Raw genomic sequence first — 18,569 nt, forward strand, 5'->3', positions numbered from 1 at the left:
GACGCCGATGGGCCTACGCCCGCCACTGGCAGCGGGCGAGGTCGACCTTCCAGCCGGAGGCGCCGGCATTGTCCTTGTCCGCCTCGGCCGGCGGGATGAAGCGCACACCCTCCTCCTCCAGCAGGCGCCGTTGTTCGTCCGGGCCGCCGAAGGCGAAGCCGGGCGCCAGGGAGCCGTCGCGGAACACCACACGATGGCAGGGCACCACCCCCGGCTCCTGGTTGGCGTGCAGAGCGAAGCCTACGAAGCGCGCGCTGCGGGGCGCGCCGGCGAGCGCCGCCACCTGCCCGTAGGTGGCGACGCATCCGCGCGGGATGCGTTTGACCACGTCGTAGACGCGTGCGTTGAATCCTGTTGAGGCCATGTGCCCCATTATTCCACCGCCTCGTGCGCTCCTCCCTTACAATGGAGGGACAGGGACGCGATGATGCGCAGGGAGGGGTGACGCCATGGGATGGTTCAGACGGCTCAAGCATGACAACGGCTATGTCTCCCCGTTCGACGTGGATGAGACGAAGCCCTACATCGACCCCGGCAAGGTCCTCGAACGCGAGACCAAGGCCAAGAACCGGCGCCGCCAGCGCGACGCGGCCCGGCAGGCGCACCAGGACGTCGCCAAGCAGCGCATCCGGCAGGAGGCGAAGCACCGCCGGTACGACGATTCCGCGGCCGGGCGGCGCACGGAACGGGCCCCGGGCCGGGGCGCCGACGTCGGCTCGGCCCGGGCCGCTGTGCCGGGGCCGGCTCCGACACAGCGGCGCCAGCCCGCGGATCGCCCGTCTTCCGGCGGCACTGGGCACGGTTTGTCGAACGGCAGGCTGGCGGTGGCGGTCGTCTGCCTGGTGGCGGCGGTGTTCGTGGGATTCGGCAGTTCCTTCCTGGTCGGCATCATCCCGCTCCTGCTCGCCTGGGCGTTCCTGCCGCGCAAGGCCGGCGCCACCGGCGGCCCATCCCGCAGGACGCGCGTCATCGTCGCCCTCGTCACGACCGCGCTCATCGTCATCGTCGTCGCGGCGTCGGGCGTGACCGCGGCCGTGAACCGTCTCTCCGACGGCACGGGGCGCAGTGTCTCCCTGGCCGAACGCCATGTCACCGAGGGCACCGTGCCGCGGGTGCGGGAACGCACCGGCACGTTCCGTCTGGGCCAACGGCCCGACGCGGGCCGGGTCAGCGTTTGAACGCGCCGATGAGCATGCACTGGTAGCCGATCCAGGCGACGATCGCCAGCAAGCGCACGATGCCGAAGCCGCCGAGCACGGCCAGCACGACCAGAAGTCCCAGGGCGTAGCCGACCGCCGCCTTCCACAGCCAGGGCACGTCCTTGGCGGCCATGCGCGCCTTGACCACGGCGATGGCCAGGCAGCCCGCGGCGATCACGGCGAATAGCACGAGTTCCACGATGCGGGGAGTGCGGTTCACGTCGGTCACGGCCGTGTGGAATGCCGTGAACCACATGACCAGTGCCAGCGTGTACAGCAGCTCCGCGTAGGCGAAATACCCGTTGCCTGTGCCGTTGCCCTGCCCCTGCCGAACCATCCGGCCTCCATCCGCTCATGCGGGCCACGCCCGCGCATATCCCGTGATTGCGAGGGACCATCCTAGGCCGGGGAACGGATATCATGCCCGGCGACGGAGCGCATACGCGAGGGGCGGCGGGTGCGCGGCCATGCCACGCGCCCGCCGCCCCTCGCGGTGACGGCCGAGGATCAGTCCTTGGCGATGGTGGTGCCGGCGGTGGCACCGGAGGTGAGGTCCTGGATCTCGGTGACCTCGAGCACGGGGATGACCGCGGGCTTCTTGGTGCCCTTCTCCTCGGCCACCTTCACCTGCGCCTCGTAGATGGCGTCGTCGCTGTGCAGCGTCACGGTGCCGCGGAAGCGGTAGCCCTTCTTCTCGGCGAGGTTCGCGAACGCGATGACCAGCGGCGAGCCGGCCTTGAGGTTCTCGTACGTTTTGCCTGCGGTGCGCTCATGGTAGGCGATGTGGCCGTCGTCCAGCACGAACAGCGACATCTTCGGGCCCAGGTCGAGCTGGCCGTCCTTGTCGATGGTGGCGACCCAACCCAGGTTGTTCGCGATGAAGTCCTTCATCTCAGCGGTGAGCAGTGCCATGTTGCTTCCTTTCCTTGGATGGGAAACGTTCGGACACCTCCACCCTACTGCATCGCCATGGGGCGGCGCCATCGCCAGGACGCCCGCCACGCCGTGGTGTGAGGAACCTCACCATGGCCGCGCCGACGGGGCCGACGGGGCGCGCGGGACCGGCCGATGGAGCCGATGGCATCGGGCCGGGACAAGCGGCGCCACAAGGAGAGATGCGGCCATAGTCGCGAGGCATAGGGGGAAGAAAATCGAAAGAAGGGAAGCATGCATCGGACGGGGCGCCGTCGCCGCGTTCATCGCGCTCCCGAAGCCCATACCACAACCCGGGAGTGCCCTCTCGTTCGTCCCCTTGCTTGCCTTCCCTCCGCAGCTCACTATACGCGCATTCCGCCCGTGGCGTAGGATTTGCCTTCGAAATGTAACCAAGGTCACGATTCATGCCTGTCATGATTCCCACCCCGCGCCGCCGCGAGGCGGGAACGGCTGGCGCATAGGACAAGGAGACGGACAATGCCCCTCGATCTCGGCGAGGCGATGGAACGCCGCCATGCGGTGCGCGAATACACGGACGAGCCGGTCGGCGCCGACGCGATGGACGTGTTGCGCGCGCAGGCCGCCGCATGCAACGCACAGAGCGGGCTCGGCATCCAGTTGGTCGAGGACGACGCCGACGCGTTCGGCGGATGTCCGACGCATTACGGGCGCTTCCGCGGCGTGCGCCATGCCATCGCGCTCGTCGGCCCGGACGACCCGGCCCGTCCGGCCTCGTTGGACGAGCAGGTGGGCTATTACGGCGAACGGCTGGCGTTGACGGCCACGGCGCTCGGTTTGGCGACCTCGTGGGCGGTGCTCCATGAGACGACGGAGCATCAGGGTCGTTGGACGATCGGCGCGGGCGAGCGCATGCCCGCGGCCATCGCGTTCGGCCATGGAGCGCGCGAGGGCCGCCCCCACCGCAGCAAGCCCGAGGATGAGCTGGGCGCCGTGGAGCACGGCTCCTACGCCCAGGCCCCGGCATGGTTCCGGGCGGGCGTGCGTGCCGCGATGCTGGCGCCCAGCGCGCTGGGCAAGCAGCCGTTCCGCCTGGTGCTGCTGGCCGATGGCCGCACGGTGCGCGCGGAGGCGTTGGATGGGCTGCAGCCGTGGATCGGATTGGGCATCGCCCGCCTACATTTCGAGCTGGGCGCCGGCGGCGCGGACTTTGTCTGGGACCGTCCGCTCGGCTGAGACCCTGGCCACGGGGCGCCACTGGCCACGGATTCGCCCCCGATTGCCTGTGCGCCGGCTGGGCGTCGCTCGGAACGATCTGGGAAAGTTGTGACGAAACCGGGCTTTTCACCGCAGGCTGAGCGTACCCCCGTCGTTTCGCGTTACGGTCGGGAGACGTGAGGAATTTCTTCAAAGGCATCTCCTGGTCGCAGATCGCGGCCGGCGCGTTGGCGGCGGTCACCTCGTTCCTGCTGTCCGCGAAGATCGGCATCGCCGGCTCGGTCATCGGCGTGGCGGTCGGCTCCATCGTGTCCGCGGTCGCATCGCAGATCTACCGCAACATCATCAACGCCTCGAACGAGAAGCTGCTGGCGGTCGCCGGGCTCTCCCCCGACGGGGCCGACGGGGCGACTTCCGACGGCGGGGACGGCGCCGACGACCGGACCCGTGTCCTCGGCGACATCACCGCCCCGTCCGCCCCGCCGGCGCCCCCGCTCGGCGCCGGGGCCGGTGACGAGACCCGCGTCATCGCGCTGGATGCGACGGCTCACGCCGTGGGACGGGGCCGCTCCGTGGCCGGGCGCGCCGGCGACGCGGCGCGCCATGGCGTGACGGGCACCGGGCCGCTCGAACGCTCCCGCATGCGCCGCAACAAGCGCATCGCCATCGTCGTCGCAGTGGCCAGCGCATTGGCGGCGGTCGGCATCACGGCGGGCATCATCATGGCCGTCACCGGAGGCCAGGGCACCGACAGCGTGGTGCGTGACCTCGTCAGCCAGCAGACCACGCGGCAGGCTCCGTCCGACACCGACCAGAACCAGTCCCCCTCCGGCGACGGCGCGTCCCGGACCGACGGCGACAGCACTCGGCGGGACGAGCAGGACGGGGATGCCCTCTCCGGCACCGACGAGGGCACGGATTCCTCCGGCACCCAGCAGGGCACGGACGCCGACCGCACCGGTTCCACGGGAGGCGAGCAGTCCACCGCCCCGTCCGACGGCCAGACCGGCACGTCCACGGACCAGTCCGGCGCTACTCCACAGTCCGGTTCCTCCGCCCCGCAGAGTTCCACGCCGCCCTCCGGCTCCTCGCAGGGCGGCGCCACGGCCGGCTCCGGCTCCGGCTCGTCCGCCCCATCCACCTCCGGCGGCCAGTCCTCGAATGACACAGCGACCGGCGGGCAGACGTCGGGCGGCGGCGCCGGGTCCGCCGACTGATCCGCCACGGCGCATCGGGCATGGGGCCTGGGCCGCCGGCGGCGTTCCAAGTCTCCCCCTGTGCGAGAATCGAGACCATGAGTCCGAAGCACCTGGAAGAGATGTATGACGCGGTGATCGTGGGAGCCGGCGCCGCAGGCCTGTCGGCGGCGCTGGGGCTGCTCCGTTCCCCCGCAATGGCCGAGCTCAAGGCCAACGGCACAGAGCCGAAGGTCCTGGTGATCTCCAAGCTGCAGCCGCTGCGCTCCCACACCGGCTCCGCCGAGGGCGGCATCGCGGCGAGCCTGGGCAACGCCGAGGCCGACGATTGGCGCTGGCATTACTACGACACCGTCAAGGGCGGCGACTGGCTCGTCGACCAGGACGCGGCAAAGCTGCTGGCGCAGTATGCCCCCGAGACCGTGGTGAACCTGGAGCGACAAGGCGTCGCCTTCTCCCGTCTCGACGACGGGCATATCGCGCAGCGCCGCTTCGGCGGCCACACGCGCGACTACGGCAAGGAACCGGTCAAGCGCGCCGCCTACGCGGCGGACCGCATCGGCCACCAGATCCTGCACACGCTATGGCAGCAGTGCGTGGCCCTGGGCGTGCGGTTCGCCGAGGAATGGTATGTGACCGACCTGGTGCTCGAGGACGGGGCCGACGGGGCAGACCGCCGTGTGGCCGGCGTCGTCGCGCTCGACACGCACAGCGGCCAGGTGAAGGCGGTGCGCGCGCGCCATGTGCTGCTGGCAACCGGCGGCGCGGGGCGCCTGTTCCACACCACGTCGAATTCGTGGGACCTGACCGGCGACGGCATGGCGCTCGCGCTGGCCGCGGGCCTGCAGCTGGAGGACGTGGAGTTCGTGCAGTTCCACCCCACGGGTCTGGCGCACACCGGCATCCTGCTGTCCGAGGCGGCGCGCGCCGAGGGCGGCGTGCTGCGCAACAAGGACGGCGAGGCGTTCATGGAACGCTATGCGCCGGGGCATGCGGACCTGGCGGCGCGCGATGTGGTGAGCCGTTCGATCATGGCGGAGGTCGACGCCGGCCGCGGCGTGGCCGATCCGAAGGACCCGGACGGGCCCCGCGACTGCGTGTGGCTGGACATGACCGGCATCCCCGCCGAACGCATGGAGGGCACGCTGCCGCAGGTGGTGGAGACGATCCGCGCGTACGCGGACCTCGACCCCGCGAAGGACCTCGTGCCGGTCAAGCCGACCGCGCATTACACGATGGGCGGCATTCCGGTCGACACCGACGGCGCCGTGTACCAGTGGCGGGACGGGGCCCGGCACACCGTCGAGGGACTGTTCGCGGCCGGCGAATGCTCCTGCGTCTCCGTGCATGGCGCGAACCGTCTGGGCGGCAACTCCCTGCTCGACGCCTGCCTGTTCGGCACGCGCGCCGGCCGCGCCATCGCGGCCCGCATCGCCGAGGCGCCGGTGGCCGGGGAGCCGGATCCGACGTCGGCCGACGCCGTGGACCAGGCCAGCCGGGCCCGCGGCGAACAGCTGGCGCAGCTGCTCGCCGGCGCCGACGGGGCGAACGGTGCCATGGACGACAATCCTTACGCGCTGATGGCGCGACTGGGCGGCGTCATGGAACGCGCCGCCGCGGTCCGCTGCGACGCCGCCTCCCTGGCCGCGGCGCTCGAGGAGCTGCGCGGCGACCTCGAGCCCCGCGCCGAGGTGCTCAGGGCGCACGAGGGCACGGCGGCGCTCAACCAGGAGGTCACCGCCATCTGGGAGGTGCGCCATCTGGTCGAGCTCGGCGAGGCGGTGCTCGTCGCCTCCGACGCCCGCCACGAGTCCCGCGGCTCGCTCAAGCGCACCGATTTCCCCGAGCGTGACGACGAACGTTTCCTGGCCCATTCGATGACCGACGCCTCCGGCGCCGTCTCCTGGCAGCCGGTGCATATCGAGGATTATCCGCCGCAGGCACGCGAGTACTGAGCCCGCCTGGCAGCGGCCTGTGACACAATGGAAAGGTTTGGAACCATCTTGAGGAGGCATGCATGAGCGACATGACCGCGCCCACGACGGTGATCCTGCGGGTGCATCGCTTCACCCCGCGCCCGGAGCGCGAGCGCGCACGCGCCGCCAGCCCCTTCGCGCGCAAGGCCTCGCCGTTCGGCGGGTCCTCCGCCTCGGCGCGCAGGAAGCCGCGCGGCAAGCAGTGGGTGCAGGAGTACGTCGTCCCGGCCCGGCCGCAGGACACGGTGCTCGACTGCCTGCTGGCGGTCAAGCGCACGCTCGACCCCTCGCTCGCCTTCCGCTATTCCTGCGGCCATGGCATGTGCGGATCCGACGCCGTGGCCATCAACGGGGAGCCGACGCTGCTGTGCACCGCCACCGTCGCCCAGTGGGCCAAGGCCGGCGCCGGCCCGGCCGCCGATGACGAGGGCTTCCGCCGCACCGGCATCCCAGCGCAAGGCGGGGACGATGCCGGGGACCAAGGCGCCGCCGACGCCCAGGACTCCGCCGATGCCGGGGACGGGTCCCTCGGCGTCATCGAACTCGCCCCGCTGCCGGGTTTCCCGCCGTTGCGCGACCTCATCGCCGACATCGACCCGATGCTCGACCAGATTCGCAGGCTCAAGCCGTATCTGCAGGCGGACGGCGTGCTCGCCACCACCGAGGACGGCAAGATCGACGTCTTCGAATACCTGCAGGACCCCGGCCAGCTCGCCCGGTACGAGACGCTGAGCAATTGCATCGCCTGCGGCGTGTGCGAGGGCGCCTGCCCCGTGTACGCCGGCGGCGACGCGTTCATCGGCCCGGCCGCGCTGATCGCGGCGAGCCGATTTGTCAACGATTCGCGCGACACGAAGGCCATGGAACGCATGGATGCCATCGACACGGAGGACGGCGTGGCCGCCTGCCAGTCGGTGCGCGCCTGCTCGCGCCAATGCCCGCGCGGCATCGACGTGGGCGAGGAGATGTGGCAGATCGTCGCCAAGGTGCGCGAACGCTGAGCCGCAAGGCCCGGCCCTGCGCGGCGTGGGGCCGGCAAGCATATGGATGCGTGAGGTGAACATGGATAAAACCGCTTACGGCAACCTGGCCAAGGCCTGGGAGTATGCCGAGGACGAGGCGTTGGCGCGCCAGACGCGCGTGCTCGCCGATTCCCGGACGCTGGCCGCGCAGGCCGGCATGCCTCAGGGGTCGGCCGCGCAGGCCGCGTTCCTGAGGACGATGGTGCGGATGGCCGGCGCCTCGTCCGTCATCGCCGTGGGCACCGGGGCCTTGGTGGAGACGATCGAGCTGGTGCGTGGCTTGGACGGGGCCGGCCAGCTCACCGCCGTCGACTCCTCCACGCAGGGTGTCGCCCTGATCCGCCGTGCCTTCGCCCGTCTGGAGGAGTCCACCGACACGACGCTGCGCGCCGTCAACGCCCCGGTCGGCGTGTTCCTGCCCCGTCTCAACGGCGGCATGTACGACCTCATCGTCGTCTCCGGCGACGCGGCCAACTACGCGCCCACCTTCGCGCAGGCGCCCCGCCTGCTGCGGCGGGGCGGCGCCATCGTGTTCCTCGACGTGCTCGCGCTCGGCCCCGGCGACAGCGAGGGCGGCGTGCCCAACCCGGCGGACCGGGGGGACAAGGCCACCTCGATGCGCGCGCTCATCGAAGCGGTGGACACCGACGATGGCTTCGACGCCTCGCTGGCGCCGGTCGGCACCGGCATGCTGGTCGTGGTCAGGCGTTGATCGCGCCGGAGGCGACGCGCACGGCCTCGTCCACGTCGTCGGTGACGGTCACCAGCGAGGGGTCGAGCGCGGAGATCATGCCCGAGTCGGCCACCGGCCCTTCGATCCAGTCGAGCAGGCCGTCCCAGTAGTCCCTGCCGAAGAGCACAACCGGCATCGACGTGACCTTGTGCGTCTGCACGAGGGTGAGCACCTCGAACATCTCGTCGAGCGTGCCGAAGCCGCCCGGGCAGATGATCACGCCGGAGGAGTATTTGACGAACATCGTCTTGCGCACGAAGAAATAGCGGAAGCTCATGCCGAGGTTCACATAGTCGTTGATGCCCTGCTCGTGCGGCAGCTCGATGCCCAGACCCACGGATTTGCCGCCGGCCAGGGCCGCGCCTTTGTTCGCGGCCTCCATGACGCCGGGTCCGCCGCCGGTGATGACGGCGACGCCCTGTTCGGCGAGCAGCCGCCCCATGCGTTCGGCGGCGCGGTAGCCGGGGGCGTCGTGGGCGATGCGGGCGGAGCCGAAGACACTCACCGCCGGCCCCAGCTCCGCGAGGGCGCCGAAGCCGTCCACGAACTCGGCCTGGATGCGCAGCACCCGCCACGGGTCCATGTGCAGCCAGTCGGTGCTGGCCTCTGGTTTGAGCAGGTTGGCGGTGGTGCTGTCGCTCGGGATCATCTGCCCGCGCAGGATGACGGGGCCGCGGTGGTAGGTGGCCGCGTAGGGGCGCCCCTCCCCCGCCGGGGTGCCCCCGTGGATGTCGTCGCGTTCGCTCATACCGGCATATTCTACAGGCGGCGGCGCGGCCGGCGGCGGCGTTCCAGACGGTGGCGGTGCACGGAGCGGAAGAAGCCGCGCCCGCGCGCGGAGGCGGCGTCCTCCGGCCCTTGCGCGCCGACGGCCGCCCGCCGCTGGGCTTCGCGGCGGGCCTTGAGCTCGGCGAGCTGCTCGGGGGTGAAGGCGTCGATGTTCACGCTCATCGTGCCGTCCGCGAGCACGGTGGCGTGCTCCATCGTCAAGCTTTCGGTCTCCGCGGCGAGCCGCTCGGCCGCGGCCTTGGCCTCGTAGCGCTTGGACTGGCGGGCCAGGAGCACGCCGGAGAGGGCGGCGGCGACCAGGGAGGCGACGAGCACGCCGAAGCGGGCCTCGGCGGACAGCTCTGGGTCGCCGTAGGCGAGGGAGGCGATGAGGAAAGAGACGGTGAAGCCGATGCCGCAGGCGCAGGACGCGGGCACGAGGTCACGCACGCGCAGGCCGCGCGGCAGGCGCAGCTTGCCGATATGCGTGGCCACCCAGGCGGTGACCACGATGCCGACGGGCTTGCCGATGACCAGCGCCGCCACGATGCCCACGACAACCGGGGAGACGATGAGCCCCAGCGACAGCGATTCGAAGTGGACGCCGGTGGCGAACAGCGCGAAGATCGGCAGCGCGAGCAGCGCGGACAACGGCTGGAGCTTGTGGTGGTAGCGTTCGGCGCGCGGCGAGGTCTCGCCGTGGATCTCACGCGAGGGGGTGAGCAGGCCGACGAGCACGCCGGCGAGCGTGGGATGCACGCCCGCCTCGAACATGCACACCCAGGCGAGGATGCCGACCAGGCCGGCGACGATCCACGGCACCTTGCGCAGGCGCACGAGGTACGCCCAGGCGACGGCGCACAGCGCGATGCCGACGAACCAGTACCAGCCGGCGAGGGAGGAGAAGAACACCGCGATGAGCACGATGGCCAGCAGGTCGTCCACGGTGGCCAGCGTCATGAGGAAAGCGCGGATGGAGCCGGGCAGCGCCTTGGCGAACAGGGCGAGCACGGTCAGGGAGAACGCGATGTCCGTGGCGGTGGGGATGGCCCAGCCTTGCGCGATGGCGCCGTATTCGACGACGGTGCCGGACGCGATGGTCTGCAGTCCGGGGCCGGGTGGCGCGAAGCGGGAGAACAGCGCCGTGGTGGCCAGGAAGATCACGGGGGGCACGAGCATGCCGCCCACCGCGCAGATCATCGGCACGGCGGCGGCCTTCGGATTGGACAGGGAGCCGGTGGTCAGCTCCTGCTTGAGATCCAGTCCGACGATGAGGAAGAAGACGGTGAGCAGGCCGTCCTGCGCCCAATGCCCGATCGGCAGGTCGATGTCGGTCCAGGGGATCGCGATATGTGTCTCCGCGACCATCTCGAACATGTGGGCGGTCAGAGGCAGGTTGGCCAGCAGCAGGCCGGCGAGTGCGAAGCCGAGCATGATGAGGCCGGATATGCGGTCCGATGCCGCGATATGCCTGATTGCCGCCCATGCCCCTCGCCTCTGGCTCATGCCGTCTCACTCCTTGGTGTCGCCTGGTGATGCAGGTTCCACAATATCCAAGGCGTGCGGACTTACGCCCGGGGCGGAGCGTCGCGCCGCGCCCCGGTTCCATCTGTCGGACCGAGGCGCGGACAGGTGTCAGCGTGCCGCGATGGCGGCGCCGATCTGGTCGAGGGCGCGGCGCAGCAGCGCGGTCGGGCAGGCGAGGTTGACTCGTTCGAAGCCCGCGCCGGATTGGCCGAACAGGATGCCTTCGTCGAGGTAGACGCGGGCCTTGCCGCGCATGAACTCGCGCAGGGCGTCGGCGTCCATGCCCAGGCCGCGGCAGTCGAGCCAGGCGAGGTAGGTGCCCTCGGGCTCGATGAGCTCGATGCCCTCGGTGCGGGCGGCGAAGTCGCGCACGAGCGCCAGGTTGGCCTCCAGCACCTCCATGAGCGCGTCGAGCCACGGGCCGGCGTGCTCGTAGGCGGCCTGGCAGGCGACGAGGCCGAAGTGGCTGACCGTCAGTCCCGCGATGTTCTCGGCGGCCACGTCGAAGCGTTCCTTGAGCTCGGGGTCGGGGATGATCACGTTGGAGCACAGCAGGCCGGCCAGGTTGAAGGTCTTGGTGGGTGCGGTGAATTCGATGCAGTGGCGCGCGTACCGCTCCCCCAGCGTGGAGAACAGGGTGACCTGATGGCCCGGGTAGGCGAAGTCGGCGTGGATCTCGTCGACGAGCAGGGCGACGCCTTCGCGGATGCAGATGTCGCCGATGCGGCGCAGCTCCTCGGGGGTCCAGACGCGGCCGACGGGGTTGTGGGGGTTGCACAGCAGCATCGCGGTGCAGCGCGGGTCGCGGGCCTTGGCGGCCAGGTCGTCGAAGTCAATGGTGTAGCGGCCGTCGGCGAGCGTCAGCGCGTTGTCGAGGATGGTCAGGCCGTTGTTCTCGGCGGCGCGCATGAACGGGTAGTAGACCGGGCGTTGGATGATGACCTTGTCGCCAGGGTGGGTGACGGCGCGCAGGGCGGTGTTCACGGCCGGCATCACGCCGTCGGACAGGCTCACCCACGCCGGGTCGACCGCAAGGCCGTGGCGGCGCTCCATCCAGCCGACGAGCGCGTCGAAGTAGCCGTCGGTGGCGTAGTCGTAGCCGAAGATGTCGGTTTTCGCGGCTTCGACGAGCGCGTCCACGATCTCGGGCGCGGGCTTGAACTCCATGTCGGCCACGGACAGGGCGATGACGTCGTCATTGCCGGGACCCATGTCCTGTTCGATGAGGTGCCACTTCTCGGAGGAGGTGTGGCGGCGGTCCACCAGCGTGTCGAAGTCATAGACGGCCACGGTTCGTGCCCTCGCTTTCTGTCGCGTGTCGGTGCGCCCGGGGCAAGAAATCGCCCCGGAAATGGAAAAGCCCCTTGTGACATTGCGTCTCCAAGGGGTTCCATCGTGCGCGAGACAGGATTCGAACCTGCGACCTGCTGATCCGTAGTCAGCTGCTCTAATCCGCTGGGCTACTCGCGCATGCCATTGTTTCACCTCCATGGCAGGAGGGGTGCGCGAGACAGGATTCGAACCTGCGACCTGCTGATCCGTAGTCAGCTGCTCTAATCCGCTGGGCTACTCGCGCATGTCGCCTTGAGGCAACTCGACTAAGATACATCCACCCTCCCCGATGGGCAACCCTCGGCGTGTCGCCCGTGCTGCCGCGCCGCCGCAGGCCGGTCAGGCGACCGCGCGGCGTACGCCGACGACGCCGAAATCCTGCGTGGCGGCGCCGTCGCACACAAGCCGGGGCCGGCCGGTGCCGTCCACGGCGTCCGCGTCGACGACGACGCCGGTCACCCCGTCCATCGACGGCAGCCGGAACATCGTGTCGCGCAGCGTGCGTTCGAGGATGGCGCGCAGGCCGCGCGCGCCGGTCCCCTGCCCGGCGGCGGTGGCGGCGATGGCGCGCACCGCCGCGTCGGTGAACGTCAAATCCACCCCGTCCTCGGCGAACAGCTTGCGGTACTGCTTGGTCAGGGCGTCGGCCGGTTCGGTGAGCACGGCGGCGAGGTCGTCCACGCCGAGCTCGTCGAGCACGCTGACCACCGGCAGGCGGCCGATGAACTCGGGCAGCAGGCCGAACTCGGCCAGGTCCTCGGGCGTCACCTCGTCCAGGATGCGTCCGTCGTCGAGGTCCCGGTCACGCCATGCGGCGCCGAAGCCGCTTTCGTGCGCGCCGAGGCGGGCGCGGATGATGTCGGCGAGGCCGACGAACGCGCCGCCACACACGAAGAGGATGCCGCGCGTGTCCATGCGCACGGATTCGCTGTCGCGGGTTTTGCGCGACCCTTCGGTGGGCACGGTGGCGACGGTGCCTTCGAGGATCTTGAGCAGCGCCTGCTGGACGCCTTCGCCGGACACGTCGCGCGTCAGGGAGGTGTTCTCGCCGCTTTTGCGGGCGATCTTGTCCACCTCGTCGAGGTAGACGATGCCATGCTCGGCCCGCGCCACGTCGCCGTCGGCGGCCTTGAGGAGGCGTTGGAGGATGCTTTCCACGTCGTCGCCCACATAACCGGCCTCGGTGAGCGTGGTGGCGTCGGCGATGACGAAGGGCACGCGCATGATCTGGGCGAGCGTGGCCGCCAGGTGGGTCTTGCCCACGCCGGTGGGTCCCAGCAGCAGGATGTTCGACTTGGCGACGCGCACGTCCGCCAGCGGGTCGCTGGCGCGGGCGGCGCGTCCGATCGCATCCTCCTGCCCGTCGCCGGCCTCGGCCCGCTCGCGCAGCTCCATGTTGACGCGCTTGTAATGGTTGTACACGGCGACGGACAGCGTGCGTTTGGCGGACTCCTGGCCCACGACGTACCGGTCGAGGGCCTCGTCGATCCGCTCCGGGGTGGGCAGGGCGAGGGCGTCCGCGTCGGCGTCCTGGCGGCGTTCCTCGGCGATGATGCCGACGCACAGCTCGACGCATTCGTCGCAGATGGAGGCGGCGGGGCCGGTGACCAGCCGCTTGACCTGCCGCTCGCTTTTGCCGCAGAACGCGCAGCGGGGCGTGTCGTCGTCGAAGCGGATCACTTTGCTCATGGGGTCCCTCCGTTTCCGGGCTGATATAGCAAGCCGCCCCCGGAAACGGGTTCCGGGGGCGACGCGGGCCGCGGTCGCGGCCGTCACTGGCGGTGTTCGAGCACCTCGTCGACGATGCCGTATTCCTTCGCCTCGGGGGCGGTGAGGAAGGTGTCGACCTCGATGTCCTTGCGGATGCGCTCCACGCTCTGGCCGGTGTGCTTGGCCAGCGTGTTCTCGAGCCATTCGCGCATGCGCAGCATCTCCTTGGCCTGGATCTCGATCTCCGTGGCCTTGCCGAAGCCCTGGTCGATGGCCGGCTGGTGGATGAGCACGCGCGCGTTGGGCAGCATCAGGCGCTTGCCCTTGGTGCCGGCGGCCAGCAGGATGGCGGCGGCGGAGGCGGCCTGGCCCAGGCACACGGTCTGCACGTCGGGCTTGATGTACTGCATCGTGTCGTAGATGGCCGTCATGGCGGTCATGGAGCCGCCGGGCGAGTTGATGTACATCATCACGTCGCGGTTCGGGTCCTGGCTTTCGAGCACGAGCAGCTGGGCCATCACGTCGTCGGCGGAGGAGTCGTCCACCTGCACGCCGAGGAAGATGATGCGGTCCTCGAACAGGCGCGAGTAGGCGTCCATCGTCTTCATGCCGTAGGGGGTCTTCTCGGTGAACTGCGGCATGATGTAGCGGTCGCGCGGCGAGGGCGCGGCGGGCATGCCCATCGGGCCGGCGAGGCGGCCGGCGCGGGCCACGAACCTTGCTTCTTCGCTTGCCATGTGCGTCACTCCCTTCCCATCGAATCGCGCGTGGTGATGATCTTGTCCACGAAGCCGTATTCCAGGGCCTCCTGCGCGGTGAACCAGTGGTCGTACTCGTTGTCGCGGTAGATCTCCTCGACGGTGTGGCCGGTCTGCTCGGCCGTCAGCTCGCTCATGGTCTTTTTCATGTCCATGATGAGCTCGGCGTTGATGCGCACGTCGGTGGTGGTGCCGCCGATGCCGCCGGAGGGCTGGTGCATGAGCACGCGGGCGTGGCTGGTGAGGAAGCGCTTGCCCTTGGTGCCGGAGCTCAGCAGGAACTGGCCCATGGAGGCGCACATGCCCAGGCCCACGGTCGCCACGTCGGGCTCGATGAGCTGCATCGTGTCGTAGATGGCCATGCCGGCGGTGATCGAGCCGCCGGGCGAGTTGATGTACAGCCAGATGTCCTTCTTCGGATCCTCGGCCGCGAGCATGAGCAGCTGGGCGCAGATGCGGTTGGCCATCTCGTCCTTGACCTCCTCGCCCATCCAGATGATGCGGTCCTTGAGGAGGCGGTTGAAGATCGGGTCGGGCATGCCGGCCGGCGCATCCTCCCCCGCCATGACGGGCATGGTTGCCAGAGTGTCGCTCACCTTGTCTCCTTGTCTGTGGTCGCAAACAGCATCCACACTACCGCCTTGAAGCGACGGCGCGCGGCCGGGCGGCGGCGTTTCGGCTCCCCGCGTAGCCTCCGCGGCGCCGTGGCGGGCGCAGGCCGCGCGCTCACCGCGCCAGCGGGGCGAGCGCCGGGTACAGACGCAGGAATCGGGGGTATGCCCGTCCATACACGGCCGCGGCCTGCGGATCAGGCGTGTACGTCACGGTCCTGCGGCAGGACCGCGGCAGGCACGGATCGGCGAACACAATCGCGGCGAGCGCGACGGCGGGCATGATGTCCGCGTTGCGGAACGCCTCCACATCCACGCCCAGCACGTCGGCCAGCATCTGGCACCAGAGCGGCTCCCGCGCCCCGCCGCCGATCACCGTCAGCTCCCCCGGGGACGCGGCCGAAGCTGTCCAGGCCCTGGCGGATGGAGAACGCCACCCCTTCCAGCGCCGGGCGCGCTGGCGGCGAGCAGACGGTGCATCGCCGCGTAGTCGTCGGCGGTGTCATGCCCTTGGGCGCCGGGCGCGAACACGCGGGTGGCCCACCGGTGCACATCCCCCGCGTTGAGGAACGGCACCGCGTTCACGAAGCCCTCCCGCAGACCGAACGCCAGGTCCGCGGCGCCCGGCTTGTCCACGAAGGGCTCCGGGGACCACCGGTGCGCGCGGATGTCCATCGCCCCGGCGGTGGAACAGGCGGCCACGTCGCCGACGCATACGCCGGTCAGCCGTGCGATCAGGAAGTCCTTGGCGCTGATGAGCACATGCCGCGTGCGCGCGAAGGCCTGCGGCTCGTGCTCGCGCAGCCACATGAGCTTGGGCAGCGGCAGGCTGCCTTCCAGCGGGTTGCCCACGATGGCCAGGAAGCGCCGCATGCCCTGGTCGCGCGGCGCCGGGGACGCCAGCGAGTCCGCCAGCGCCTCGGCCTGCGCCGCCGCCCGGCCGTCGGAGTAGAGGATCGCGCCGCGCACCGGTTCCAGATCCGCGTCCAGGGCGATCAGGTCCTGCATCTGCCCGCTGAAGATGAGTCCCTCGATGCGCCCGGGGGGCGAAGCCGGAATCGCCGGCGCGGGCGTCTCCATCATGCGCCGCGTCACCGCGCGGAACGCCTCCCACCATTGGCGGGGGTCCTGCTCGCGACGGTCGCCGTCGATCAGGAGGTCGAGCGGCTCGCTGGCGGACGCCGCGATCGTCCCGTTCGATGCATTGCCGATCATGCCGCCCCATCATAGGCGCTGCGGGCCGGGCCTTGCGGCTTGGGGCTCAGGGACGGCTCCAGCCCGGCTTCCACGACGTCTGCATGTCGTACGCGCTCGACCAGAACAGGTACTCGTGCTCCACGCCGGTGACGAAGATGTCGACGAGCTCCTCGCGCCGGCGCTCGTCCAGTCCGGCGACCATGCGCTCGATGTGCGCGATGAGCCACTGCGAGCCGGACCAGAACTCGTCGGTCCGGTACATGTCGATCCAGCTCTTGTACGGGTTGTCCTCCAGCGAGGCGGCGAACTCGCGGGCGAGCCGCTGCCCGTAGTCGGCGTACACCCAGGCGCAGGGCAGCACGGCCACGAGGATGTCGATCAGCGGGCGGCCGTAGGCGATGGCGAGGATGTTGGACGTGTAGGCGCGGGCGAACGGGGACTGGCGCACCTCGGCCATCTGCCGCTCCGTGACCCCGTAGGAGGCCATGTACGCGCGGTGCACCGACGATTCGACGGCGAAGACGTTGTGCTGCACCTGCGTCATGAACCGCATGACCTCGGGGTCGTCGGTTTTCGTCAGCGCCAGCGCGTGGACCTTCGCATAGTCGGTCAGGTAGCGGTAGTCCTGCAGCAGGTAGAAGGCGAAGCGTTCGCGGGCGAGCGTGCCCTGCCCGAGCTCGCGCAGGAAGGGCTGACGGTAGCCCTCCTCCCACACGGTGTCGGCCGCGGCGCGCAGACGGCGCGCGAACGGCGGCAGATGGTCGGGGGTGATGTCGTCCTGTGCGATGGCCGGCTCGGGTGCGGCGGAGTCATTCGTCGCGACGGTCGGCTCGGTGATGGCATATGGTTCGGCCATGGGTAATCCTCCCTACGATGGTGTTAGCCAACAGGTTCCAAGGGTCAGGTTCGAAGCCTTTCTCAACCCGCCTGCCGGTGCCGAAGCGCCGGACTCGGGTTCCCCTGCATTACGCCTGGTCATTATGGCATCGTGCGGCGACGATGAGCCGTGCCACCTGGCCGGCGGTGCGTTCGAGGTCGTCGGCCGCGTGGGCGAGCGCCTGTTCCAGGCCGACGGCGCCCGGTTGGATAGGCAGGATCGTGGTGAAGCCCTGGTCGTTGAGGCCGGCCAGTTCGCCGGCGTCCGTGCCCAGGGACCCGGCCAGCGCGATGACGCGGCAGCCGGGCGAGGCTTGGCGCGCGGCCCGGGCGACGCCCATCGGGGTCTTGCCGTAGCGGGTCTGCCCGTCGATGCGGCCTTCGCCGGTGATGCACCAGTCGGCGCCGGCGGCCAGGGCGGCGAATCCGGTGGCGTCGAGCACCAGGTCGACGCCGGAGCGCATCGTCGCGCCGGTGAAGGCGAGGAAGCCCGCGCCGAGTCCGCCGGCGGCGCCGGAGCCGGGGGCCGTCGCCACGTCGCGTCCGGTGTCCTGGAGGATGACGGCCGCATAGTGGGCGAGCGCCGCGTCGAGCCGTCCGACCATCGCGGGCGTGGCGCCTTTCTGCGGGCCGAAGACGGCGGCCGCGCCGTGCGGTCCGGTCAGTGGGTTGGTCACGTCGCAGGCCAGGGTGATCGGCGTGCGGGCGAGGCGGGGGTCGAGTCCGGCCGTGTCGATGTGCTCGAGGCGGGCGAGCGCCGCTCCCCCGCGCGGCAGGTCGGCTCCGTCGCCGTCGAGCAGGCGGACGCCCAGGGCCTGGGCCATGCCGGCGCCGCCGTCGGTGGTGGCGCTGCCGCCGAGGCCGACGATGAGACGGCGGGCGCCGTGGTCGAGGGCGGCGCGGATGAGTTCGCCGACGCCGTATGTGGTGGCGCCGAGGGGGTCGGGATGGTCTGCGGCGAGTGTCAGTCCGGCGGCCTGGGCCATGTCGATGGCCGCGGTGATGCCGTCGCCGAGCATGCCCCAGGAGGCGGTGACGGGGGTGCCGAGGGGGCCGGTGACGCGGGCGGGGACCAGGCGTCCGCCGGTCGCGTCGACCAGAGCCTGTGTGGTGCCTTCGCCGCCGTCGGCCATGGGGATGGCGACGATGTCCGCGTCGGGCAGGGCGCCGCGGATGCCCCGTGCGATCGCGTCCGCGGCCTCGCGCGCGCTCAGGCTGCCTTTGAACGAATCCGGTGCGATGACGATCCTCATGCCGTCCATGATGACACGGCCTCACTGCAACCAATTTTACCGCCATTTTTCACGCCATGGCGGTAAAGTCTGGCGTTAAAATGTGAGGCTTCTGCTGTTTTCGTGGGTTAGAGGATGGGTGTTGGCAGGTGGATGGGTGGTCCTGAGCATCTGAGTTTGATCATGGCGATGAGGTTGTCCGTGTTGCGGAAGCCGTAGGCCATGCGGATGGTGACCTTGATCTTGTTGTTGAACGCTTCGATCCTGGCGTTGGAATAGCCGAGCCTGATGGTTGTGAGGATGTCGTCGCGGCGTCTGCG

The 18,569-nt window shown here is 70.3% G+C and carries 19 protein-coding genes, 2 tRNA genes and 1 pseudogene; 6 read left to right on the plus strand and 16 right to left on the minus strand.

Translation table 11 applies throughout. The features are described 5' to 3' along the window. Positions 1-13: 13 nt before the first annotated feature. A complete protein-coding gene (locus H7U32_RS07550; protein ID WP_204469469.1) occupies positions 14-364 on the minus strand; it encodes an MGMT family protein in 351 nt (116 codons plus the stop codon). 85 nt (positions 365-449) lie between these two features. Between H7U32_RS07550 and H7U32_RS07555 the strand changes: the two genes are divergently transcribed. Further along, positions 450-1,178: a hypothetical protein gene (locus tag H7U32_RS07555; protein WP_204469470.1), complete on the plus strand. Its 729-nt coding sequence runs from the start codon at positions 450-452 to the stop codon at positions 1,176-1,178. On the opposite strand, the gene H7U32_RS07560 is transcribed toward H7U32_RS07555, so the two are convergent. Both H7U32_RS07560 and H7U32_RS07565 read right to left on the minus strand, forming a co-directional pair. Further along, positions 1,168-1,536, minus strand: a complete 369-nt coding sequence (locus H7U32_RS07560) for a hypothetical protein (protein WP_204469471.1) — start codon at positions 1,534-1,536, stop codon at positions 1,168-1,170. The two genes, H7U32_RS07555 and H7U32_RS07560, sit on opposite strands and share 11 nt — an antisense overlap. A 170-nt stretch (positions 1,537-1,706) precedes the next feature. Then, on the minus strand, positions 1,707-2,111 hold the full coding sequence (locus tag H7U32_RS07565; protein ID WP_204469472.1) for a pyridoxamine 5'-phosphate oxidase family protein: 405 nt from the start codon (positions 2,109-2,111) through the stop codon (positions 1,707-1,709). Positions 2,112-2,612: 501 nt separating this feature from the next. Here H7U32_RS07565 and H7U32_RS07570 point away from each other — a divergent pair. The 5 genes from H7U32_RS07570 (at position 2,613) to H7U32_RS07590 (ending at position 8,217) form a co-directional block, all read left to right on the plus strand. Continuing rightward, positions 2,613-3,329 (plus strand): nitroreductase family protein, encoded by a 717-nt coding sequence (locus H7U32_RS07570; RefSeq protein WP_239457610.1) that lies wholly within the window; start codon positions 2,613-2,615, stop codon positions 3,327-3,329. A gap of 158 nt (positions 3,330-3,487) precedes the next feature. Beyond that, complete coding sequence (locus tag H7U32_RS07575) at positions 3,488-4,528, plus strand: hypothetical protein (protein ID WP_204469473.1); 1,041 nt, start codon at positions 3,488-3,490, stop codon at positions 4,526-4,528. A gap of 77 nt (positions 4,529-4,605) precedes the next feature. Next, a complete protein-coding gene (locus H7U32_RS07580; RefSeq protein ID WP_204469474.1) occupies positions 4,606-6,462 on the plus strand; it encodes an FAD-binding protein in 1,857 nt (618 codons plus the stop codon). A 71-nt stretch (positions 6,463-6,533) separates the two neighbouring features. After that, a complete protein-coding gene (locus H7U32_RS07585) occupies positions 6,534-7,484 on the plus strand; it encodes a succinate dehydrogenase/fumarate reductase iron-sulfur subunit (RefSeq protein ID WP_440201444.1) in 951 nt (316 codons plus the stop codon). 61 nt (positions 7,485-7,545) lie between these two features. Continuing rightward, a complete protein-coding gene (locus H7U32_RS07590; RefSeq protein ID WP_204469476.1) occupies positions 7,546-8,217 on the plus strand; it encodes an O-methyltransferase in 672 nt (223 codons plus the stop codon). On the opposite strand, the gene H7U32_RS07595 is transcribed toward H7U32_RS07590, so the two are convergent. From H7U32_RS07595 to H7U32_RS07650, 13 genes and pseudogenes are all read right to left on the minus strand, one after another. After that, positions 8,207-8,986, minus strand: coding sequence for a TIGR00730 family Rossman fold protein (locus H7U32_RS07595; RefSeq protein ID WP_204469477.1), 780 nt, complete (start codon positions 8,984-8,986; stop codon positions 8,207-8,209). The two genes, H7U32_RS07590 and H7U32_RS07595, sit on opposite strands and share 11 nt — an antisense overlap. A 191-nt stretch (positions 8,987-9,177) precedes the next feature. Beyond that, positions 9,178-10,512: pseudogene (locus tag H7U32_RS07600) on the minus strand (Na+/H+ antiporter NhaA); the annotation flags it as partial. Positions 10,513-10,641: 129 nt separating this feature from the next. Then, on the minus strand, positions 10,642-11,823 hold the full coding sequence (locus H7U32_RS07605) for a MalY/PatB family protein (RefSeq protein ID WP_204469479.1): 1,182 nt from the start codon (positions 11,821-11,823) through the stop codon (positions 10,642-10,644). A gap of 106 nt (positions 11,824-11,929) precedes the next feature. Further along, positions 11,930-12,003, minus strand: a tRNA-Arg gene (locus H7U32_RS07610). A 32-nt stretch (positions 12,004-12,035) separates the two neighbouring features. Beyond that, a tRNA-Arg gene (locus tag H7U32_RS07615) sits at positions 12,036-12,109 on the minus strand. 95 nt (positions 12,110-12,204) lie between these two features. Continuing rightward, positions 12,205-13,554, minus strand: a complete 1,350-nt coding sequence (gene clpX, locus H7U32_RS07620) for an ATP-dependent Clp protease ATP-binding subunit ClpX (RefSeq protein WP_204469480.1) — start codon at positions 13,552-13,554, stop codon at positions 12,205-12,207. Between the two features lie 83 nt (positions 13,555-13,637). After that, positions 13,638-14,312, minus strand: a complete 675-nt coding sequence (locus H7U32_RS07625) for an ATP-dependent Clp protease proteolytic subunit (RefSeq protein ID WP_204469481.1) — start codon at positions 14,310-14,312, stop codon at positions 13,638-13,640. A gap of 5 nt (positions 14,313-14,317) precedes the next feature. Beyond that, a complete protein-coding gene (locus tag H7U32_RS07630; protein WP_204469482.1) occupies positions 14,318-14,929 on the minus strand; it encodes an ATP-dependent Clp protease proteolytic subunit in 612 nt (203 codons plus the stop codon). 130 nt (positions 14,930-15,059) lie between these two features. Next, positions 15,060-15,320 carry an FGGY-family carbohydrate kinase gene (locus H7U32_RS12610; protein ID WP_440201442.1) on the minus strand — a complete coding sequence of 87 codons (261 nt, stop codon included), beginning with the start codon at positions 15,318-15,320 and terminating at the stop codon, positions 15,060-15,062. A gap of 2 nt (positions 15,321-15,322) precedes the next feature. Then, positions 15,323-16,159 (minus strand): FGGY family carbohydrate kinase, encoded by an 837-nt coding sequence (locus H7U32_RS07635; RefSeq protein ID WP_440201443.1) that lies wholly within the window; start codon positions 16,157-16,159, stop codon positions 15,323-15,325. A 46-nt stretch (positions 16,160-16,205) separates the two neighbouring features. Further along, positions 16,206-16,997, minus strand: a complete 792-nt coding sequence (gene tenA / locus H7U32_RS07640; RefSeq protein ID WP_204469483.1) for a thiaminase II — start codon at positions 16,995-16,997, stop codon at positions 16,206-16,208. Positions 16,998-17,106: 109 nt separating this feature from the next. Beyond that, positions 17,107-18,270 carry a glycerate kinase family protein gene (locus H7U32_RS07645; protein ID WP_204469489.1) on the minus strand — a complete coding sequence of 388 codons (1,164 nt, stop codon included), beginning with the start codon at positions 18,268-18,270 and terminating at the stop codon, positions 17,107-17,109. Between the two features lie 107 nt (positions 18,271-18,377). Next, positions 18,378-18,569: transposase (locus H7U32_RS07650; RefSeq protein WP_204469484.1), on the minus strand; the 192-nt coding region annotated here is incomplete at its 5' end.

This window comes from Bifidobacterium pullorum subsp. saeculare, assembly GCF_016899725.1.
Classification (GTDB): domain Bacteria; phylum Actinomycetota; class Actinomycetes; order Actinomycetales; family Bifidobacteriaceae; genus Bifidobacterium; species Bifidobacterium pullorum_C.

What these genes read in the sequence shown, in the direction of transcription:
- H7U32_RS07635 (WP_440201443.1), bottom strand. Translation starts at nt 16,159, where the DNA reads ATGATCGGCAATGCATCGAACGGGACGATCGCGGCGTCCGCCAGCGAG.
- H7U32_RS07565 (WP_204469472.1), bottom strand. Translation starts at nt 2,111, where the DNA reads ATGGCACTGCTCACCGCTGAGATGAAGGACTTCATCGCGAACAACCTG.
- H7U32_RS07550 (WP_204469469.1), bottom strand. Translation starts at nt 364, where the DNA reads ATGGCCTCAACAGGATTCAACGCACGCGTCTACGACGTGGTCAAACGC.
- H7U32_RS07645 (WP_204469489.1), bottom strand. Translation starts at nt 18,270, where the DNA reads ATGAGGATCGTCATCGCACCGGATTCGTTCAAAGGCAGCCTGAGCGCG.
- H7U32_RS07625 (WP_204469481.1), bottom strand. Translation starts at nt 14,312, where the DNA reads ATGGCAAGCGAAGAAGCAAGGTTCGTGGCCCGCGCCGGCCGCCTCGCC.
- clpX (WP_204469480.1), bottom strand. Translation starts at nt 13,554, where the DNA reads ATGAGCAAAGTGATCCGCTTCGACGACGACACGCCCCGCTGCGCGTTC.
- H7U32_RS07595 (WP_204469477.1), bottom strand. Translation starts at nt 8,986, where the DNA reads ATGAGCGAACGCGACGACATCCACGGGGGCACCCCGGCGGGGGAGGGG.
- H7U32_RS07580 (WP_204469474.1), top strand. Translation starts at nt 4,606, where the DNA reads ATGAGTCCGAAGCACCTGGAAGAGATGTATGACGCGGTGATCGTGGGA.
- H7U32_RS07570 (WP_239457610.1), top strand. Translation starts at nt 2,613, where the DNA reads ATGCCCCTCGATCTCGGCGAGGCGATGGAACGCCGCCATGCGGTGCGC.
- H7U32_RS07585 (WP_440201444.1), top strand. Translation starts at nt 6,534, where the DNA reads ATGACCGCGCCCACGACGGTGATCCTGCGGGTGCATCGCTTCACCCCG.
- H7U32_RS07590 (WP_204469476.1), top strand. Translation starts at nt 7,546, where the DNA reads ATGGATAAAACCGCTTACGGCAACCTGGCCAAGGCCTGGGAGTATGCC.
- tenA (WP_204469483.1), bottom strand. Translation starts at nt 16,997, where the DNA reads ATGGCCGAACCATATGCCATCACCGAGCCGACCGTCGCGACGAATGAC.
- H7U32_RS07555 (WP_204469470.1), top strand. Translation starts at nt 450, where the DNA reads ATGGGATGGTTCAGACGGCTCAAGCATGACAACGGCTATGTCTCCCCG.
- H7U32_RS07560 (WP_204469471.1), bottom strand. Translation starts at nt 1,536, where the DNA reads ATGGTTCGGCAGGGGCAGGGCAACGGCACAGGCAACGGGTATTTCGCC.